This window comes from Acidovorax sp. GW823-FHT02H02 (assembly GCF_058797075.1).
In genome coordinates this window covers 32084-47503 of the sequence record NZ_JBXAJH010000006.1, presented here as the reverse complement: position 1 = coordinate 47503, position 15420 = coordinate 32084, and the positions used below count along the sequence as shown (strand labels likewise).

The 15420-nt window shown below is 62.9% G+C and carries 23 protein-coding genes; 17 read left to right on the top strand and 6 right to left on the bottom strand.

The features are described from left to right. Window positions 1–5 precede the first annotated feature (5 nt). From rpsS to AC1RDS_RS08275, 7 genes are all read left to right on the top strand, one after another. Window positions 6–284 carry a 30S ribosomal protein S19 gene (gene rpsS / locus AC1RDS_RS08305; protein WP_005796963.1) on the top strand — a complete coding sequence of 93 codons (279 nt, stop codon included), beginning with the start codon at window positions 6–8 and terminating at the stop codon, window positions 282–284. Between the two features lie 9 nt (window positions 285–293). After that, the gene (gene rplV / locus AC1RDS_RS08300) at window positions 294–626 is read left to right on the top strand and encodes a 50S ribosomal protein L22 (protein ID WP_005796970.1); all 333 of its coding nucleotides are present in this window, start codon (window positions 294–296) and stop codon (window positions 624–626) included. A 14-nt stretch (window positions 627–640) separates the two neighbouring features. Beyond that, the gene (gene rpsC / locus AC1RDS_RS08295) at window positions 641–1522 is read left to right on the top strand and encodes a 30S ribosomal protein S3 (RefSeq protein ID WP_303834352.1); all 882 of its coding nucleotides are present in this window, start codon (window positions 641–643) and stop codon (window positions 1520–1522) included. Between the two features lie 2 nt (window positions 1523–1524). Next, the gene (gene rplP, locus AC1RDS_RS08290; RefSeq protein ID WP_005796975.1) at window positions 1525–1941 is read left to right on the top strand and encodes a 50S ribosomal protein L16; all 417 of its coding nucleotides are present in this window, start codon (window positions 1525–1527) and stop codon (window positions 1939–1941) included. A gap of 16 nt (window positions 1942–1957) precedes the next feature. After that, entirely contained in the window at window positions 1958–2152 is a 195-nt protein-coding gene (gene rpmC / locus AC1RDS_RS08285; protein ID WP_024813779.1) for a 50S ribosomal protein L29, read from the top strand. A gap of 9 nt (window positions 2153–2161) precedes the next feature. After that, entirely contained in the window at window positions 2162–2431 is a 270-nt protein-coding gene (gene rpsQ, locus AC1RDS_RS08280; RefSeq protein WP_092699415.1) for a 30S ribosomal protein S17, read from the top strand. Window positions 2432–2546: 115 nt separating this feature from the next. Further along, window positions 2547–3053, top strand: a complete 507-nt coding sequence (locus AC1RDS_RS08275; RefSeq protein WP_303834358.1) for a peroxiredoxin — start codon at window positions 2547–2549, stop codon at window positions 3051–3053. 61 nt (window positions 3054–3114) lie between these two features. Here the strand turns inward: AC1RDS_RS08275 and AC1RDS_RS08270 are convergent, their stop codons facing one another. Both AC1RDS_RS08270 and AC1RDS_RS08265 read right to left on the bottom strand, forming a co-directional pair. Beyond that, a complete protein-coding gene (locus AC1RDS_RS08270) occupies window positions 3115–3606 on the bottom strand; it encodes a GNAT family N-acetyltransferase (protein WP_492226860.1) in 492 nt (163 codons plus the stop codon). 309 nt (window positions 3607–3915) lie between these two features. Continuing rightward, the gene (locus AC1RDS_RS08265) at window positions 3916–4419 is read right to left on the bottom strand and encodes a peroxiredoxin family protein (protein WP_492226762.1); all 504 of its coding nucleotides are present in this window, start codon (window positions 4417–4419) and stop codon (window positions 3916–3918) included. Between the two features lie 180 nt (window positions 4420–4599). Between AC1RDS_RS08265 and AC1RDS_RS08260 the strand changes: the two genes are divergently transcribed. From AC1RDS_RS08260 to ptsP, 4 genes are all read left to right on the top strand, one after another. Then, a complete protein-coding gene (locus AC1RDS_RS08260) occupies window positions 4600–5121 on the top strand; it encodes a hypothetical protein (RefSeq protein WP_303834362.1) in 522 nt (173 codons plus the stop codon). A 90-nt stretch (window positions 5122–5211) separates the two neighbouring features. Continuing rightward, window positions 5212–5661, top strand: coding sequence for a PTS sugar transporter subunit IIA (locus AC1RDS_RS08255; protein WP_303834363.1), 450 nt, complete (start codon window positions 5212–5214; stop codon window positions 5659–5661). Next, window positions 5630–5899 carry an HPr family phosphocarrier protein gene (locus tag AC1RDS_RS08250; RefSeq protein ID WP_303834365.1) on the top strand — a complete coding sequence of 90 codons (270 nt, stop codon included), beginning with the start codon at window positions 5630–5632 and terminating at the stop codon, window positions 5897–5899. The genes AC1RDS_RS08255 and AC1RDS_RS08250 overlap by 32 nt, the downstream gene beginning before the upstream one ends. A gap of 100 nt (window positions 5900–5999) precedes the next feature. After that, window positions 6000–7751 (top strand): phosphoenolpyruvate--protein phosphotransferase, encoded by a 1752-nt coding sequence (gene ptsP, locus AC1RDS_RS08245; RefSeq protein ID WP_348682851.1) that lies wholly within the window; start codon window positions 6000–6002, stop codon window positions 7749–7751. A gap of 82 nt (window positions 7752–7833) precedes the next feature. On the opposite strand, the gene AC1RDS_RS08240 is transcribed toward ptsP, so the two are convergent. The 4 genes from AC1RDS_RS08240 to AC1RDS_RS08225 form a co-directional block, all read right to left on the bottom strand. Continuing rightward, entirely contained in the window at window positions 7834–8667 is an 834-nt protein-coding gene (locus AC1RDS_RS08240) for a DMT family transporter (protein ID WP_303834369.1), read from the bottom strand. Between the two features lie 88 nt (window positions 8668–8755). Continuing rightward, the gene (gene lipA, locus AC1RDS_RS08235; RefSeq protein WP_303834372.1) at window positions 8756–9736 is read right to left on the bottom strand and encodes a lipoyl synthase; all 981 of its coding nucleotides are present in this window, start codon (window positions 9734–9736) and stop codon (window positions 8756–8758) included. A gap of 23 nt (window positions 9737–9759) precedes the next feature. Further along, window positions 9760–10455 carry a lipoyl(octanoyl) transferase LipB gene (gene lipB, locus AC1RDS_RS08230; RefSeq protein WP_303834374.1) on the bottom strand — a complete coding sequence of 232 codons (696 nt, stop codon included), beginning with the start codon at window positions 10453–10455 and terminating at the stop codon, window positions 9760–9762. A gap of 3 nt (window positions 10456–10458) precedes the next feature. Continuing rightward, the gene (locus AC1RDS_RS08225; protein ID WP_492226761.1) at window positions 10459–10776 is read right to left on the bottom strand and encodes a YbeD family protein; all 318 of its coding nucleotides are present in this window, start codon (window positions 10774–10776) and stop codon (window positions 10459–10461) included. A 288-nt stretch (window positions 10777–11064) separates the two neighbouring features. Here AC1RDS_RS08225 and AC1RDS_RS08220 point away from each other — a divergent pair, with 288 nt between their 5' ends. Genes AC1RDS_RS08220 through atpA form a run of 6 tightly spaced genes read left to right on the top strand, consistent with a single transcriptional unit; the run spans window position 11065 to window position 15414 of the window. Next, window positions 11065–11538: an ATP synthase subunit I gene (locus tag AC1RDS_RS08220; RefSeq protein ID WP_492226760.1), complete on the top strand. Its 474-nt coding sequence runs from the start codon at window positions 11065–11067 to the stop codon at window positions 11536–11538. A 19-nt stretch (window positions 11539–11557) separates the two neighbouring features. Further along, entirely contained in the window at window positions 11558–12436 is an 879-nt protein-coding gene (atpB, locus tag AC1RDS_RS08215) for a F0F1 ATP synthase subunit A (RefSeq protein WP_092699395.1), read from the top strand. A gap of 55 nt (window positions 12437–12491) precedes the next feature. Then, window positions 12492–12761 carry a F0F1 ATP synthase subunit C gene (gene atpE / locus AC1RDS_RS08210; RefSeq protein WP_007847749.1) on the top strand — a complete coding sequence of 90 codons (270 nt, stop codon included), beginning with the start codon at window positions 12492–12494 and terminating at the stop codon, window positions 12759–12761. Window positions 12762–12795: 34 nt separating this feature from the next. After that, complete coding sequence (locus AC1RDS_RS08205) at window positions 12796–13266, top strand: F0F1 ATP synthase subunit B (RefSeq protein WP_024813794.1); 471 nt, start codon at window positions 12796–12798, stop codon at window positions 13264–13266. 9 nt (window positions 13267–13275) lie between these two features. Further along, complete coding sequence (locus AC1RDS_RS08200) at window positions 13276–13818, top strand: F0F1 ATP synthase subunit delta (protein WP_303834390.1); 543 nt, start codon at window positions 13276–13278, stop codon at window positions 13816–13818. 42 nt (window positions 13819–13860) lie between these two features. Further along, entirely contained in the window at window positions 13861–15414 is a 1554-nt protein-coding gene (gene atpA / locus AC1RDS_RS08195) for a F0F1 ATP synthase subunit alpha (RefSeq protein ID WP_492226759.1), read from the top strand. Window positions 15415–15420 lie beyond the last annotated feature (6 nt).

The following is a 15420-nucleotide window of genomic DNA, read 5'->3' as shown; positions in this document are numbered from 1 at the left end:
AACAGATGACTCGCTCTCTCAAAAAGGGTCCATTTGTTGACCATCACTTGCTGGCCAAGGTTGAAAAAGCCGTCGCCACCAAGGACAAGAAGCCAGTGAAGACCTGGTCGCGTCGCTCCATGGTTCTGCCCGAGTTCATCGGTCTGACCATCGCCGTGCACAACGGCAAACAGCACGTACCTGTCTACGTCACCGACCAGATGGTGGGCCACAAGCTGGGCGAATTCGCCCTGACGCGCACCTTCAAGGGTCACCCCGCGGACAAAAAAGTCCAGAAGAAATAAGGAACGACCATGTCTGAAACACGTGCAGTCCTCCGGGGCGTCCGTCTGTCGGTCGACAAAGGCCGTCTGGTCGCTGATCTGATCCGCGGCAAGAAGGTGGACCAGGCCCTGAACATCCTGACGTTCACGCAGAAAAAAGCTGCGGGCATCGTCAAGAAGGTTCTGGAATCGGCGATCGCCAATGCCGAACACAACGATGGCGCCGACATCGACGAACTGAAGGTCAAGACCATCTACGTCGAGCAAGGCACCACGCTCAAGCGCTTCACCGCGCGCGCCAAAGGCCGCGGCAACCGCATCAGCAAGCCCACGTGCCATGTGTACGTGACGGTTGGTAACTGAGGCCAAGGAAGACTATGGGACAGAAAATCCATCCTACCGGCTTCCGCCTGTCGGTCAGCCGCAACTGGTCCAGCCGCTGGTACGCCAGCAACCGCGATTTCGCGGGCATGCTGGCCGAAGACATCAAGGTGCGCGAGTACCTGAAGGCCAAGTTGAAGAACGCCGCCGTGTCGCGCATCCTGATCGAGCGTCCTGCCAAGAACGCCCGCATCACCATTTACTCGGCACGTCCGGGCGTGGTGATCGGCAAGAAGGGTGAAGACATCGAGAACCTCAAGAAGGAACTCGCGTCGCGCCTGGGCGTGCCGGTCGCAGTGAACATCGAAGAAGTGCGCAAGCCTGAAATCGATGCCAAGCTGATCGCCGACAGCATCACGCAGCAGCTCGAAAAGCGCATCATGTTCCGCCGCGCCATGAAGCGCGCCATGCAGAACGCCATGCGTCTGGGTGCCCAGGGCATCAAGATCATGTCGTCCGGTCGTCTGAACGGTATCGAAATCGCGCGTTGCGAGTGGTACCGCGAAGGCCGCGTGCCACTTCACACCCTGCGTGCCGATATCGACTACGGTACCTCCGAAGCCAAGACCACCTATGGTGTGATCGGCGTCAAGGTCTGGGTCTACAAGGGTGACACCCTGGGCCGCAACGATCTGCCTGCCGTGGAAACCCCACGTCCGGAAGAAGAGCGTCGCCCGCGTGGTCCGCGCCGTGATGGCCGCCCAGGTGGCGACCGTCCAGGTGCAGGCCGTGGTCCCCGCCGTCCCATGGGCGCCAACAGCGCCCCTGCCGATGGCAGCGACAAGCCCGTCGGCGCCGGTGGCGCCGATGCAACCGCCGTTAAGCGCGTTCGTAAAGTTGACGCGCCCGCTACAGCAGCGGACGGCAAAGGAGAATAAAGATGCTGCAACCTGCTCGCCGCAAATACCGCAAGGAGCAAAAGGGCCGTAATACCGGTGTCGCAACGCGGGGTGCCTCCGTTGCGTTCGGTGATTTCGGTCTGAAGTGCACCGATCGTGGCCGTCTGACGGCCCGCCAGATCGAAGCTGCACGCCGTGCGATTTCCCGTCACGTCAAGCGTGGCGGCCGTATCTGGATCCGCGTGTTTCCGGACAAGCCAATCTCTACCAAGCCCGCAGAAGTGCGTATGGGTAACGGTAAGGGCAACCCCGAGTACTACGTGGCTGAAATCCAGCCCGGCAAGATCGTTTTTGAAATCGTGGGTGTGCCTGAAGAACTGGCCCGTGAAGCGTTCCGCCTGGCTGCCGCCAAGCTGCCGCTGCGCACCACCTTTGTCAGCCGCCTGATTGGCTCGTAATTCAGGAGAACATGCAATGAAAGCTACTGAACTGCGCCAAAAAGACGTTGCCGGCATCGAAACCGAAATCAAGGCTTTGCAAAAAGCCCATTTCGGTCTGCGCATGCAGAAGGCTACGCAACAGCTGGGTAACACCAACACGCTGCGTACCACCCGTCGCGACATCGCTCGCGCCAAGACCATTCTTGCTGAAAAGCAAGCCGCCAAGTAAGGAGCCATCATGACGGAACCTAAAAAATCCCTCAAGCGCACCTTGATTGGCAAGGTGGTCAGCGACAAGCGTCAAAAAACCGTGACGGTGCTGGTCGAGCGCCGCGTGAAGCACGAGCTCTACGGCAAGATCGTTGCCAAGTCGAGCAAGTACCACGCCCACGACGAAAACGGTGACTTCCATCTCGGCGACGTGATCGAAATCACCGAGAGCCGTCCGCTCTCCAAGACCAAGAACTGGGTTGCGACCCGTCTGGTGCAAAAGGCCGGCCTGCTCTAAGCCCTAACGGCGCAAGCCTGCAAGGACCTTCAAAACGACCCACAATGTGGGTCGTTTTGCTTTGTAGGGTGCACATTGCACCCCGGCGGACTGTCCCAGTTTCTTGGAGATGAACATGATCAAAGTCGGTGATACCCTGCCTGCCACCACCCTGATGGAATACGCGGAAGTCGAGGGCGAAGGCTGCAGCATTGGCCCCAACCCCGTACCCGTGGACAAGGCCACTGCCGGCAAGACCATTGCGCTGTTTGCCCTGCCTGGTGCCTTTACGCCCACCTGCTCGGCCAAGCATGTGCCCGGTTATCTGGCGAAAGCCGCCGAGTTCAAGGCGGCTGGCGTGGACGAGATCTGGTGCGTGAGCGTCAACGATGCCTTTGTGATGGGCGCCTGGGCCCGCGACCAAAAGACCGGCGGCAAGGTGCGCATGCTGGCCGATGGTGATGCCGCCTTCGCCAAGGCCACGGGCCTGACGCTGGACCTGACGGGCAAGGGCCTGGGGCTGCGCAGCAACCGCTATTCGATGCTGGTGCGCGACGGCAAGGTCGTCACGCTCAATATCGAAGCGCCTGGCCAGTTTGCCGTGAGCGACGCCGACACGCTGCTGGCGCAAGCCAAGGGTTGAGGGTCGCTATAAAGTCAATAGCTGCCAGCGCCGATTTATAAGCGCTGGCAGTCTATTTTCCTCAAAGAATATTCGCCTTGAGGTAATGGGCCCCGGCAATGGGGTTGTGGTAGTAGGGCGGAATGTCCTCGAAGCCGAGGTCGGCATACAGGGCCCGCGCGGATTCCATGTCGTCCAGCGTGTCGAGCAGCACGCAGGCATAACCTTTTGCCCGGGCCGCATCCAGCGTGGCCTCGGCCAGTTGCCGGCCCAGGCCAAAACCCCGAAACGCCTTGCGCACATACAGGCGTTTCATTTCAGCGGCATTGGGATAGTCTGCCGCGTCCAGCGGACGCAATGCGCAGCAGCCGGCAATGGCCCCATCGACCTCGGCCAGCAGCAACTCCCCGCGCGGTGGGGCATATTCACCTGGCAGCTGCGCCAGTTCGGTCTCGAAATCCTGAAAGCACAGGTCGATGCCGAGGCTATCGGCATATTCCCGGAAGATGGCGCGCACCGCATCCAGCTCATGGGGGAGGGACGGGGTCAGCAGGGTGACAGGTAGCTTTTCCACAACGCAGGCTGGCTGATTCAAAGGAACAGTGTAGCGGCACCTCCCGAAGCCACCTTTTCACCCATCACCCCTCATGCGGCCGTGACATCCCGCGCGGCACCAGCACCCAAGGTCAGGACGGCGAATGCCGCCACCCCCAGGGCCATGGCGCCATACTCCTGCCGTAGATGCCAGACTGCGGGAGGGTGATGAACAGGTCAGGATGCTGAAAGCTATAAAATATATAGCGTCTTGCGCTTGCCCTTTATGCGCAAAAACCTGTTGGATGGAAACAGGCCTTTGGCGTCTGGCGTGGGAACCCGTGCCGGATCAGGTCTCGGCCAGCAGCTTTTCGATCAGCCGGTGCAGTTCTGGGAAGTCAGGGGCACCGACATAGCTCTTCACGATCTCGCCGCGCTTGTTCACGATGAACGTCGAGGGCGTCAGGCGCACATCGCCCCAGGCCTTGGCCACCGCGCCCGTGTTGTCGAGCGCCACCTTGAACGGCAGCTTGCGCGATTCGGCAAAGTTCACCACGTAGCTGGGCGGGTCGTAGCTCATGGCCACGGCCAGGGTGTCGAAGCCCTGGGGGTGGAATTTGTTGTGGGTGGCGATGATTTCGGGCATTTCCGCCACGCAGGTGGTGCAGCTGGTGGCCCAGAAATTGACCAGCGTCACCTTGCCGCGCAGATCGGCGGTGGTCTGGCGGGAGCCGTCCAGCAGCACAAACGTGGATTCCGGTGCCACGGAGCGCCCGGCGTCCAGATACACCCATGCGCCCACGCCCGCGAAAGCCACCAATGCGGCGCCGACTGCCCAATGCTTGATACCCATGACATCCTCATCCAAAAAGCGGTGGGCAAGCGCCCAAGCCCGCATTGTGCAGGACTGCCTGCACCGACAACTCCGCAGCCCTTTATGACCCTGGAAGATAGACCGCGTCGCGCCATAAAAGTTCGCACCTCCTGGCGCGCAATCGCCTTGCGAGCATGCGCTGTTGCCCATAATCGGGCCATGAACCGGACATTGCCCTGGGCTGCGGCCCTGCTGCTGGCGGCATGCAGCCCCGCCCTGAACTGGCGCAGCGTGCCGCTAGCCGGCGCTGCGCTCACGGCGACCCTGCCGTGCAAGCCCGACCACGCCACGCGCACCGTGGAAATGGCCGGTGCGTCGGTGGAACTGGCCATGGCAGGCTGCGAAGCCGACAGTGCCACGTTTGCCATCTCGCACACCGCGCTGCCCGATCCCGCCCGCGCCGATGCCGCGCTGGTGCACTGGCGGGCAGCGGTGCTGGCGCGCCTGGAGGCCGCTACCGTGCTCTCCGAGCAGCCGTTTGCGTTCGCGGGCACGCTGCCATTGCCGTCCTCGGTGCGCCTGGTGGCGCAGGGCAGGCGCGCGGATGGCTCGGCGGTGACGGTGCAGGGCGTGTGGTTTGCGCGCGCGGTGGGCCCGCAGGTACGGCTGTACCACGCGGTGGTGTACACCGCCCAGCCCCGGCCGGATGTGGCCAGCGCCCTATTTGCCGGCCTGAATTGACTGTCGGCCCGATGCCGTTGCGCGCTGCCATCGGGCTGACCGTGGTGGGCTCCTTTCGGCCCGCCATAATGCAAGGCAAACCATCACACCATGAGCACCAGCATTCTCATCATTGCCCACGCCCCGCTGGCCCATGCCTTGCGTGAATGTGCGCTGCACGTGTTTGCCGATTGTGGCGCCAGTGTGGCGGCGCTGGACGTACAGCCCAACGCGGCGCCTGAAGCCAGCCTGGCCCAGGCACGCTGCCTGCTGGAGCAGCTGGGCACCCATTCCACGCTGGTGCTGACCGACCTGTTTGGCGCCACGCCCTGCAATATCGCCCAGCGCCTGGTGGACGGCGTGGGCTCGCGCCTTGTCGCGGGCGTGAACCTGCCCATGCTGCTGCGTGCCGTGAGCTACCGCGCTGAGCCCCTCGATGCCGTGGTGGCCCGCGCTGTCGTGGGCGGCACCCAGGGGGTGATGCAGGTGGCCATTGCAGCGCCGCAGAACCAGACTCGACGAAACACCCATGACCAAGACCCGCACGACCATCAACAATAAGCTGGGCCTGCATGCCCGGGCGTCTGCCAAGCTGACCAAGCTGGCAGGCAGCTTTCCCTGCGATGTTTTCATGAGCCGGGGCGATCGCCGCATCAATGCCAAGAGCATCATGGGCGTGATGATGCTGGCCGCGGGCATGGGCACCGAGATTGAAATCGAGACCATTGGCGAGCGCGAACAGGAGGCCATGGATGCGTTGCTCGCGCTGATCGCCGACAAGTTTGGCGAAGGGGAATGACACGGTGGGCCCCCTGCGCCCTGATCGCGCGGGAGGCGGTCCCTCCGGGGTGCGCGAGGGCTGACGCGGTGGTTGAACGCTTGCCAAAAAAGGATCTTCGATGACGTTTTCCGTCCACGGTCTTGCAGTTGCACGGGGCATCGCCATCGGCCGGGCCGTGCTGGTGGCGTCAAGCCGCGTGGATGTGGCGCACTATTTCATCCAGCCCGAGCAGGTGGCGGCGGAAATCGAGCGGGTGCGCCAGGGGCGCAACGCGGTGGCCGAGGAGTTGCAGCGGCTGCAGGCCGACATGCCGCACGATGCGCCACCCGAGCTGGCCGCGCTGCTGGACGTGCACCTGATGCTGCTGCAGGACGAGATGCTCACCGGCGGGGTCAAGCACTGGATCTCCGAGCGCCTGTACAACGCCGAATGGGCGCTGACCACGCAGTTCGAACTGATTGCGCGCCAGTTCGACGAGATGGAGGACGACTATCTGCGCGAACGCAAGGCCGACCTGGAACAGGTTGTCGAGCGCATCCTGCGCTACATGAAGGGCGTGGCCAGCCCCGTGGCGCCGCCTGTCAGCAGCCCGCGCAAGACCCCGCAGGACCTGCTGCTCGACGACACGGTCGATGTGCCGCTGGTGCTGGTGGCGCACGACCTGTCCCCGGCCGACATGCTGCAATTCAAGCAGAGCGTGTTCGCCGGCTTCGTGACCGACGTGGGCGGCAAGACCTCGCACACCGCCATCGTGGCGCGCAGCATGGACATCCCGGCCGTGGTGGGGGCGCGTGCGGCCAGCCAGCTGGTGCGCCAGGACGACTGGGTCATCATCGACGGCGATGCCGGGGTGATGATCGTCGACCCATCACCCATCATCCTGGCCGAATACGGCTTTCGCCAGCGCCAGGTGGCGTTGGAGCGCGAGCGCCTGGCACGCCTGCGCCATACGCCCGCCATCACCATCGATGGCCACAAGATCGAATTGCTGGCCAACATCGAGCAGCCCGGTGATGCCGCCGCTGCCGTGCGCGCGGGCGCCGTGGGCGTGGGCCTGTTTCGCAGTGAATTCCTGTTCATGGGCAAAAATGGCAACCTGCCCGGTGAAGACGAGCAGTACCGCGCGTACTGCGAGGCGATTGACGGCATGCAGGGCCTGCCGGTCACCATCCGCACCATCGATGTGGGCGCCGACAAACCGCTCGACAAGGGGGGCAAGGACACGCACCTGAACCCTGCGCTGGGCCTGCGCGCCATCCGCTGGAGCCTGGCCGATCCGTCCATGTTCCGCAACCAGCTGCGCGCCGTGCTGCGCGCGGCGGCCTATGGCCAGGTGAAGCTGCTGTTTCCGATGCTGGCGCACCGCCATGAAATCGAGCAGACGCTGGCCCAGGTCGAACTGGCGCGCGCCGAACTCGACGCCAGGGGCGTGCCCTACGGGTCGGTGCAGCTGGGCGCCATGATCGAGGTGCCGGCGGCCGCGCTGATGGTGCGCAGCTTCCTCCAATATTTCGATTTCCTGTCCATCGGCACCAACGACCTCATCCAGTACACGCTGGCCATCGACCGCACCGACGAGGCCGTGGCCCACCTGTATGACCCGCTGCACCCCGCTGTGCTGCGCCTGGTGGCCGATGTGATTGCCGAGGGCGAGCGCCAGGGCAAGAGCGTGTGCGTGTGCGGCGAAACGGCGGGCGATGTGACCATGACGCGCCTGCTGCTGGGGCTGGGGCTGCGCAGCTTCTCCATGCACCCGGCGCAGATCCTGGCCGTGAAGCAGGAAATCCTGCGGGCCGACACCCGCAAGCTGGCACCATGGGCGCAGCAGGTGCTCGCAGGCGACGAGCCCGCCGCGCTGCTGGTGTCATAGCGCATTTCATCGGCTATCGAACATATAGCGGCTAGCGCTTTGCGGATAGGTGCGAGAGGCCAATTTCCCTTGAAATGCCCGGTCAGCGCGACCGCATCCCCATCACCGCCGCGCCGATGATCATCACCGTGGCCAGCGCAATGCTCCAGCTGAAGGGGCGGCCGCTCACCACCAGCAGCAGCGCGGTGGATGCCAGCGGTGTGATATAGCTCAGGATGCCGATGTGCCGTGCATCCCCGAGCTTGAGCGCCTTGTCCCACAGAAAGAACGAGGCCCCCAGCGGCCCCAGGCCCAGCACTGCCAGCAGTGCCCAGTCCCGCGGCTGCAGCGCCACGGCAGGCTCCAGCACGGCATGGCACAGCAGCGAGAGCGCGCCCGACACCAGGCCAAACAGACCGATGGCCGTGGTCGGAAAGGCGGCCGCGCGCTTGGTCAGCAGCGAATAGGTTGCCCAGATGAATGCCGCCGCCAGCGCGGGCAGGTAGCCCCAGGCCAGTGTGCCGCTCAGCTCGCGCCCGCCCACGATGGCAATCGCCGCACCGCCAAAACCCAGCAGCGCCGCCAGCACATGCGGCAGGCGCAGCGCCACGCCGGGCAGCACCACGGGCGCCAGCACCACGATGAACAGCGGCCACAGGTAGTTGACCAGGTTGGCCTCGACCGGCGGCGCGTGGCGCAGCGCGATGAACAGCAGGAAGTGGTAGGCAAACAGGCCATACACCCCCAGCGCCAGCGTGCGCGCAGGAATGCGCCACTGCGACGGGTCGCGCAGCACAAGCGGCCACGCGGGCACGCTGCCGATGATGAGCGCGATGCCCGTGAGCAGAAACGGTGGAACATGGGTGAGCGACACGCCCAGCGAGGCGAGCGAGGCCCACAGCGCGATGGCGCCCAGGGCATACAGATTGGCTTGCATGCACCGACTATAGGCGGTGCGAGGTGCTGCAATGCTTGGCGGCGCCGAGAGAATGCGAGCCCGGCGGGGCTGCGTTCTGGTGCCGTACTTACACGCCGGCGGCGTGCGCCTGCTGGTCCGCGTGGTAGCTGCTGCGCACCATGGCGCCCACGGCAGCGTGGCTGAAACCCATTTTGTAGGCCTCTTGCTCGAACATCTTGAAGGTGTCGGGGTGCACGTAGCGGCGCACGGGCAGGTGGCTGTTGCTGGGCGCCAGGTACTGGCCGATGGTCAGCATGTCGATGTTGTGCGCGCGCATGTCGCGCATCACCTGCAGGATCTCTTCGTCGGTTTCGCCCAGGCCCACCATGATGCCGCTCTTGGTCGGCACATGGGGGTGCAGGGCTTTGAACTTCTTGAGCAGGTTCAGGCTGAACTGGTAGTCGGAGCCCGGGCGGGCTTCCTTGTACAGGCGGGGCGCGGTCTCCAGGTTGTGGTTCATCACGTCGGGCGGTGCGGCCTTGAGGATTTCGAGCGCACGGTCGTCGCGGCCGCGGAAGTCCGGCGTGAGGATCTCGATCTGCGTGGCGGGCGAGAGCTCGCGGATGCGCTGGATGCACTCCACGAAGTGGCCGCTGCCGCCGTCGCGCAGGTCGTCGCGGTCCACGCTGGTGATGACCACGTACTTGAGCTTGAGTGCGGCAATGGTCTTGGCCAGGTTCAAAGGCTCGTCCTTGTCCAGCGGGTCGGGGCGGCCGTGGCCCACGTCGCAGAACGGGCAGCGGCGCGTGCATTTGTCGCCCATGATCATGAAGGTGGCCGTGCCCTTGCCAAAGCACTCGCCGATGTTGGGGCACGAGGCCTCTTCGCACACGGTGTGCAGCTTGTGCTCGCGCAGGATCTCCTTGATCTCGTAGAAGCGCGTGGTCGGGCTGCCGGCTTTCACCCGGATCCACTCGGGCTTCTTGAGCACTTCACCCCGTTCCACCTTGATGGGAATGCGCGACAGCTTGGCTGCAGCCTTCTGCTTGGCCAGAGGGTTGTAGGCTTCGGTGGATTGTGCTTCGCGAACGACTTCAGGGGTGCTCATGGCGTGTGGACAGCGTGTGGAGGTCAGGGAGCGAGGCGAATGCTGAGCTGCTGGCCCAGCACCTGCGCGGCTTCTTCCCAGGTGGTGTGGACCCCGATTGTAGAAAGGTCGACGGTTTTCAATCCTGCGTAACCGCAAGGGTTGATGCGTTCATAGGGTTCCAGATCCATCGCCACATTGAGCGCCACGCCGTGGTAGGTGCAGTGCCGGCTGACCTTGATGCCCAGGGCGGCAATCTTGCCCAGGCCATCGAAGTCGGGCACGGGGGGGGCGTTGCCGGTGCGCTTTTGCGGACGCTGGGGCAGCAACGCATGGCTGTGCGGGTCATCCAGGCGCACATAGATCCCGGGGGCGCCGCCCACGCGGTGGCCCGTCACGCCAAAATGCGCCAGCGTGCGGATCACGGCCTCTTCCATGCGAAAGACGTATTCCTTGACAAAGTAGCCGGCGCGCTGCAGGTCGATCAGCGGATACGCCACCACCTGGCCTGGGCCATGGAAGGTGACCTGCCCGCCGCGATTGGTTGCCACCACCGGAATATCGCCCGGGTGGAGTATGTGATCGTTTTTTCCTGCAATACCTTGGGTGTAAAGCGGATCATGCTCGCAAATCCAGAGCAAATCGGGGTTCTCGGAGGTGCGGCAGGCGGTGTAGTCCTGCATGGCTTGCACGGTAGCGGTGTAATCGACCCGGCCCAGCCTGCGGATGTCGATGGCCATGCCTTACAGCACCACTTTGACCAGGGGGTGGGACGACAGGGCCCGATACAGGCCATCGAGCTGCTCGCGGCTGGTGGCGGTGATGGTGATGGTGACGCCGAGATAATTGCCGGCGCGGCTGTCGCGCAGTTCAATCGTGGCGGCGTCGAAGGTCGGGTCGAACTGGCGGGCCAGCTCGGTGACTGCATGCACGAAGCCGTCCACCTTGGCGCCCATGACCTTGATCGGAAACCTGGAGGGGTATTCAATCAGCGAGTCTTTGCGCGGATCGTTGGTCTGGCGGTCGATGCCGTTTGCGGGCGGTAGGGTGGAAGATGTCATGGTGCTGAGGATCGTGGTTTCTGCTGCGGATTCAATAGCTGGCAGCGCTTTGGCATTGTGCGCTACATGCCTCGCAAGGGCATAAGGATGGTTGGTCGAATTTGCGCCGGTTGGGCGCGCGCAAGGTGTGGCGAGTCCAGGCATGGTCGTTGGTGCATCACCACAACGGCGCGCACCCAGCATCGATCCTGGCCCCGGGATACAGGTTTTTTGTCTTGCCTCACGGGTTTTTACTTATAATTAGAGGCTTTGTAAATTTCTGGTCTTTAACGCGGGCGTCATTGAACAATGAAAACAATCGCGCCAGAGACTGAATCTGAGGCTGAAGCATCTGACTTCAAGCCCCTGACGGCTCAAGAGGCTGAACAGTGGCGCAGTCGCCATCCTCCCATTTCGGTGGGGAGGGTGGTGGCGGGTCAGGCGCTGGTTGGAATGCTGGTGGCCCTGGGGGCCTGGATTTTGACGGGCAGGGCGTCAGTGGGCTGGTCTGCGGCCTATGGTGCCTTGGCGGTGGTGGTTCCGGCTGCGCTGTTTGCCCGTGGTGTGTTTCGCCGCAAGGCGTCCGCCAATCCGCGGGCGGCCATGGTGGCGTTCTTTGGCTGGGAAATCGCCAAGATCGTGTTGACAGTGGCGCTGCTGGCAGCGGCCCCCCGGCTGGTGCCGGGATTGAGCTGGATTGCCTTGCTGGTGGGCATGGTGATCACAATGAAAACGTACTGGGTGGCACTTTGGGTGCGGCCCGGTGTCCGAAAAACCGATTGATAGAGAGAAGAGTTGTCCGATGGCCGCAGAAGCGCACGCTCCGACTGCAAGTGAATACATCGTTCACCACCTGCAGCATCTTCAAAACATCAACCAGACCAAGATTGTCGACTTCACCGTCTTCAACTATGACTCCATCATCGTGGGGTTGGTTCTGGGTGCTCTCACGCTTTTGATTCTCTGGTCGGCCGCCCGCAAGGCGACTTCCGGTGTTCCTGGTCGCTTTCAGGCGGCCGTGGAAATTCTGGTCGAGATGGTGGATAACCAGGCCAAGGCCAACATCCACAACGCCGAAAGCCGCAAGTTCATCGCGCCGCTGGGTCTGACGGTGTTCGTCTGGATCTTCCTGATGAACTTCATGGACATGCTGCCTGTGGATGCGCTGCCCGCCCTCTGGGCCCAAATCTACGGTGCGGCCGGTCACGATCCAAGCCATGCCTACCTGCGCGTCGTCCCGACCGCCGATCTGTCCACCACCCTTGGTCTTGCTTTTGCCGTGCTGGTCCTGCGCTTCTGGTACAGCGTGAAGGTCAAGGGCGCGGGCGGCTGGGCGCACGAACTGGTGTCCGCTCCGTTCGGTACCAGCAAGAATCCCATCTTCGCCCTGATCCTGGGCGTGGTGAACCTGCTCATGCAGATCATTGAATATGTGGCCAACACCGTCTCCCATGGCATGCGGTTGTTCGGCAACATGTACGCTGGCGAACTGGTGTTCATGCTGATTGCCCTGATGGGTGGTGCGGCTGCGCTGTCGCTGTCGGGTGTGCTGCTGCCTGTGGGCCACGTCATTGCTGGCACCATCTGGACGCTGTTCCACATTCTGGTGATCACCTTGCAGGCATTCATCTTCATGATGTTGGCACTGATCTACCTTGGTCAGGCGCACAACGCGCACTAAGTTTCCCTTTCGTTTTTCTTTCCCTTAACTTTTCTTTCTTAACTCAGGAGTCATCATGGAAAACATTCTCGGTCTCGTCGCTCTGGCTTGTGGTCTGATCGTTGGTCTGGGCGCTATCGGCGCTTCCATCGGCATCGCACTGATGGGCGGCAAGTTCCTCGAATCGTCGGCCCGTCAGCCCGAACTGATCAACGAACTGCAAACCAAGATGTTCATCTTGGCTGGTCTGATCGACGCGGCTTTCCTGATCGGCGTGGCTATCGCTCTGCTGTTCGCATTCGCCAACCCCTTCGCTTCGACGTTCTTGGCCAACCTGCCCAAGTAAGTCCCGTTCAACGCCACTCTAGAAAGGTGTTGCCGTGAGTATCAATGCGACCCTGTTCGTTCAGGCCATTGTCTTCCTGATCCTGGTGTGGTTCACGATGAAATTCGTGTGGCCACCGATCGCGAAGGCGCTGGATGAGCGAGCCCAGAAAATCGCCGATGGCCTCGCCGCTGCCGACCGTGCCAAATCCGAGCTGACCGCTGCCAACCAGCGTGTCGAGAAGGAGCTGTCGCAGGCGCGCAACGAAACGGCCTCGCGTCTTGCGGACGCCGACCGTCGTGCCCAGGCCATCGTGGAAGAGGCCAAGGCCCGCGCCACCGAGGAAGGCAACAAGATTGTTGCTGCTGCCCGCGCCGAAGCCGAGCAGCAAACGGTTCAAGCCCGCGAATCCCTGCGTGAGCAGGTGGCAGCACTGGCCGTCAAGGGTGCCGAGCAGATTCTCCGCAAGGAAGTCAATGCCGGTGTCCATGCCGATCTGCTCAACCGCCTCAAGACCGAGCTGTAAGGGGACATCATGGCTGAACTCGCCACCATTGCACGCCCTTACGCCGATGCCTTGTTCAAGGCTGCTACGGCGGGTGCGGGCGTCGATCTGGGCAGCACTGCTGCCTGGGTGGATGAACTGGCGGCGATTGCCGCCAACCCCCAGTTGCGCCAGCTGGCAGACAACCCCAAGGTGACGGCGAACCAGGTATTTGACGTCTTCACGGGTGTGGCGCGGTCTGCGCTGCCCGACATGGCGAAGAATTTCCTGCGCACGGTCATCGACAACGGGCGTCTCAATGCGCTCCCCGAAGTGGCTGCGCAGTTTCGCGCCCTCGTGAATCGCCGCAGCGGCTCTTCGGATGCCGTGGTGTACAGCGCCTTCCCCATGGATGGTGCGGCACTGGTTGAGGTCGGCGTTGCGCTGGAAAAGCGTTTCGGCCGCAAGCTCAATCTCACCGTGCAGCAGGATGAATCCCTGATCGGTGGCATTCGCGTAGTGGTGGGTGACGAGGTGCTGGACACTTCGGTCAAGGCCCGTCTTGAACAAATGAAAGCGGCCCTCACCGCATAACGCGGTGAGGTCTTCGCGAACCAAAGAAAGAAGGAAAGAGTCATGCAACTCAATCCCGCAGAAATTTCTGAACTCATCAAGAGCTGCATCGAAGGGCTGGCCGCCAGCAGCGACATCCGCAACCAGGGCACCGTGGTGTCCGTGTCTGACGGTATCGTGCGCGTCCATGGCCTGTCGGACGTGATGCAGGGCGAAATGCTGGAGTTCCCCGCCACCGCTGACGGCCAGCCGTCCTATGGTCTGGCCCTGAACCTCGAGCGCGACTCCGTCGGCGCCGTGATTCTGGGCGAGTACGAGCACATCTCCGAAGGTGACACCGTCAAGTGCACGGGCCGCATTCTGGAAGTGCCGGTGGGTCCCGAGCTGGTCGGCCGTGTGGTGAACGCCCTGGGTCAGCCTATCGACGGCAAGGGTCCCATCCATGCCAAGCTCACCGACGTGATCGAAAAGGTGGCTCCGGGCGTGATCGCCCGTAAATCGGTGGACCAGCCCCTGCAGACCGGCCTGAAGTCCATCGACTCCATGGTGCCCGTGGGCCGAGGCCAGCGCGAGCTGATCATCGGTGACCGCCAGACCGGCAAGACGGCAGTGGCCATCGACGCCATCATTGCCCAGAAGGGCCAGGGCGTGACCTGTATCTACGTTGCCATCGGTCAGAAGGCTTCGTCGATCAAGAACGTGGTGCGCGCACTGGAACAAGCCGGTGCCATGGAATACACGATCGTGGTGGCCGCGTCGGCCTCCGAATCGGCTGCCATGCAGTACGTGTCGGCCTACTCGGGTTGCACGATGGGTGAATACTTCCGTGACCGTGGCGAAGATGCGCTGATCGTGTATGACGACCTGTCCAAGCAGGCCGTGGCTTACCGCCAGGTTTCGCTGCTGCTGCGCCGCCCACCAGGCCGTGAAGCCTACCCTGGCGACGTGTTCTATCTCCACAGCCGTCTGCTGGAGCGTGCTGCTCGCGTGAATGCCGACTACGTCGAAGCCTTCACCAAGGGCGCCGTGAAGGGCAAGACCGGTTCGCTGACCGCACTGCCGATCATCGAAACGCAAGCGGGTGACGTGTCCGCTTTCGTGCCTACCAACGTGATTTCGATCACCGACGGCCAGATCTTCCTGGAAACCAGCCTGTTCAACGCCGGTATCCGTCCCGCCATCAACGCCGGTATCTCGGTGTCGCGCGTGGGTGGTGCTGCCCAGACCAAGCTGGTGAAGAACCTGTCCGGCGGTATCCGTACCGACCTGGCCCAGTACCGTGAACTGGCCGCGTTTGCGCAGTTTGCTTCCGACCTGGACGAAGCCACCCGCAAGCAACTCGACCGCGGTGCCCGCGTGACCGAACTGCTCAAGCAGGCACAGTACAGCCCGCTGTCCATCTCGCTGATGGCCGCCACGCTGTTCGCTGTGAACAAGGGCTTCATGGACGACATCGATGTCAAGAAGGTTCTCGACTTCGAACACGGCCTGCACCAGTTCCTGAAGACCAGCTACGCCGCACTGCTGGCCAAGCTGGAACAGGCCAAGGCCATGGACAAGGACGCAGAAGCCGAATTGACCGCAGCGATCGCCGCGTTCAAGAAGTCGTTCGCTTAAACCGGA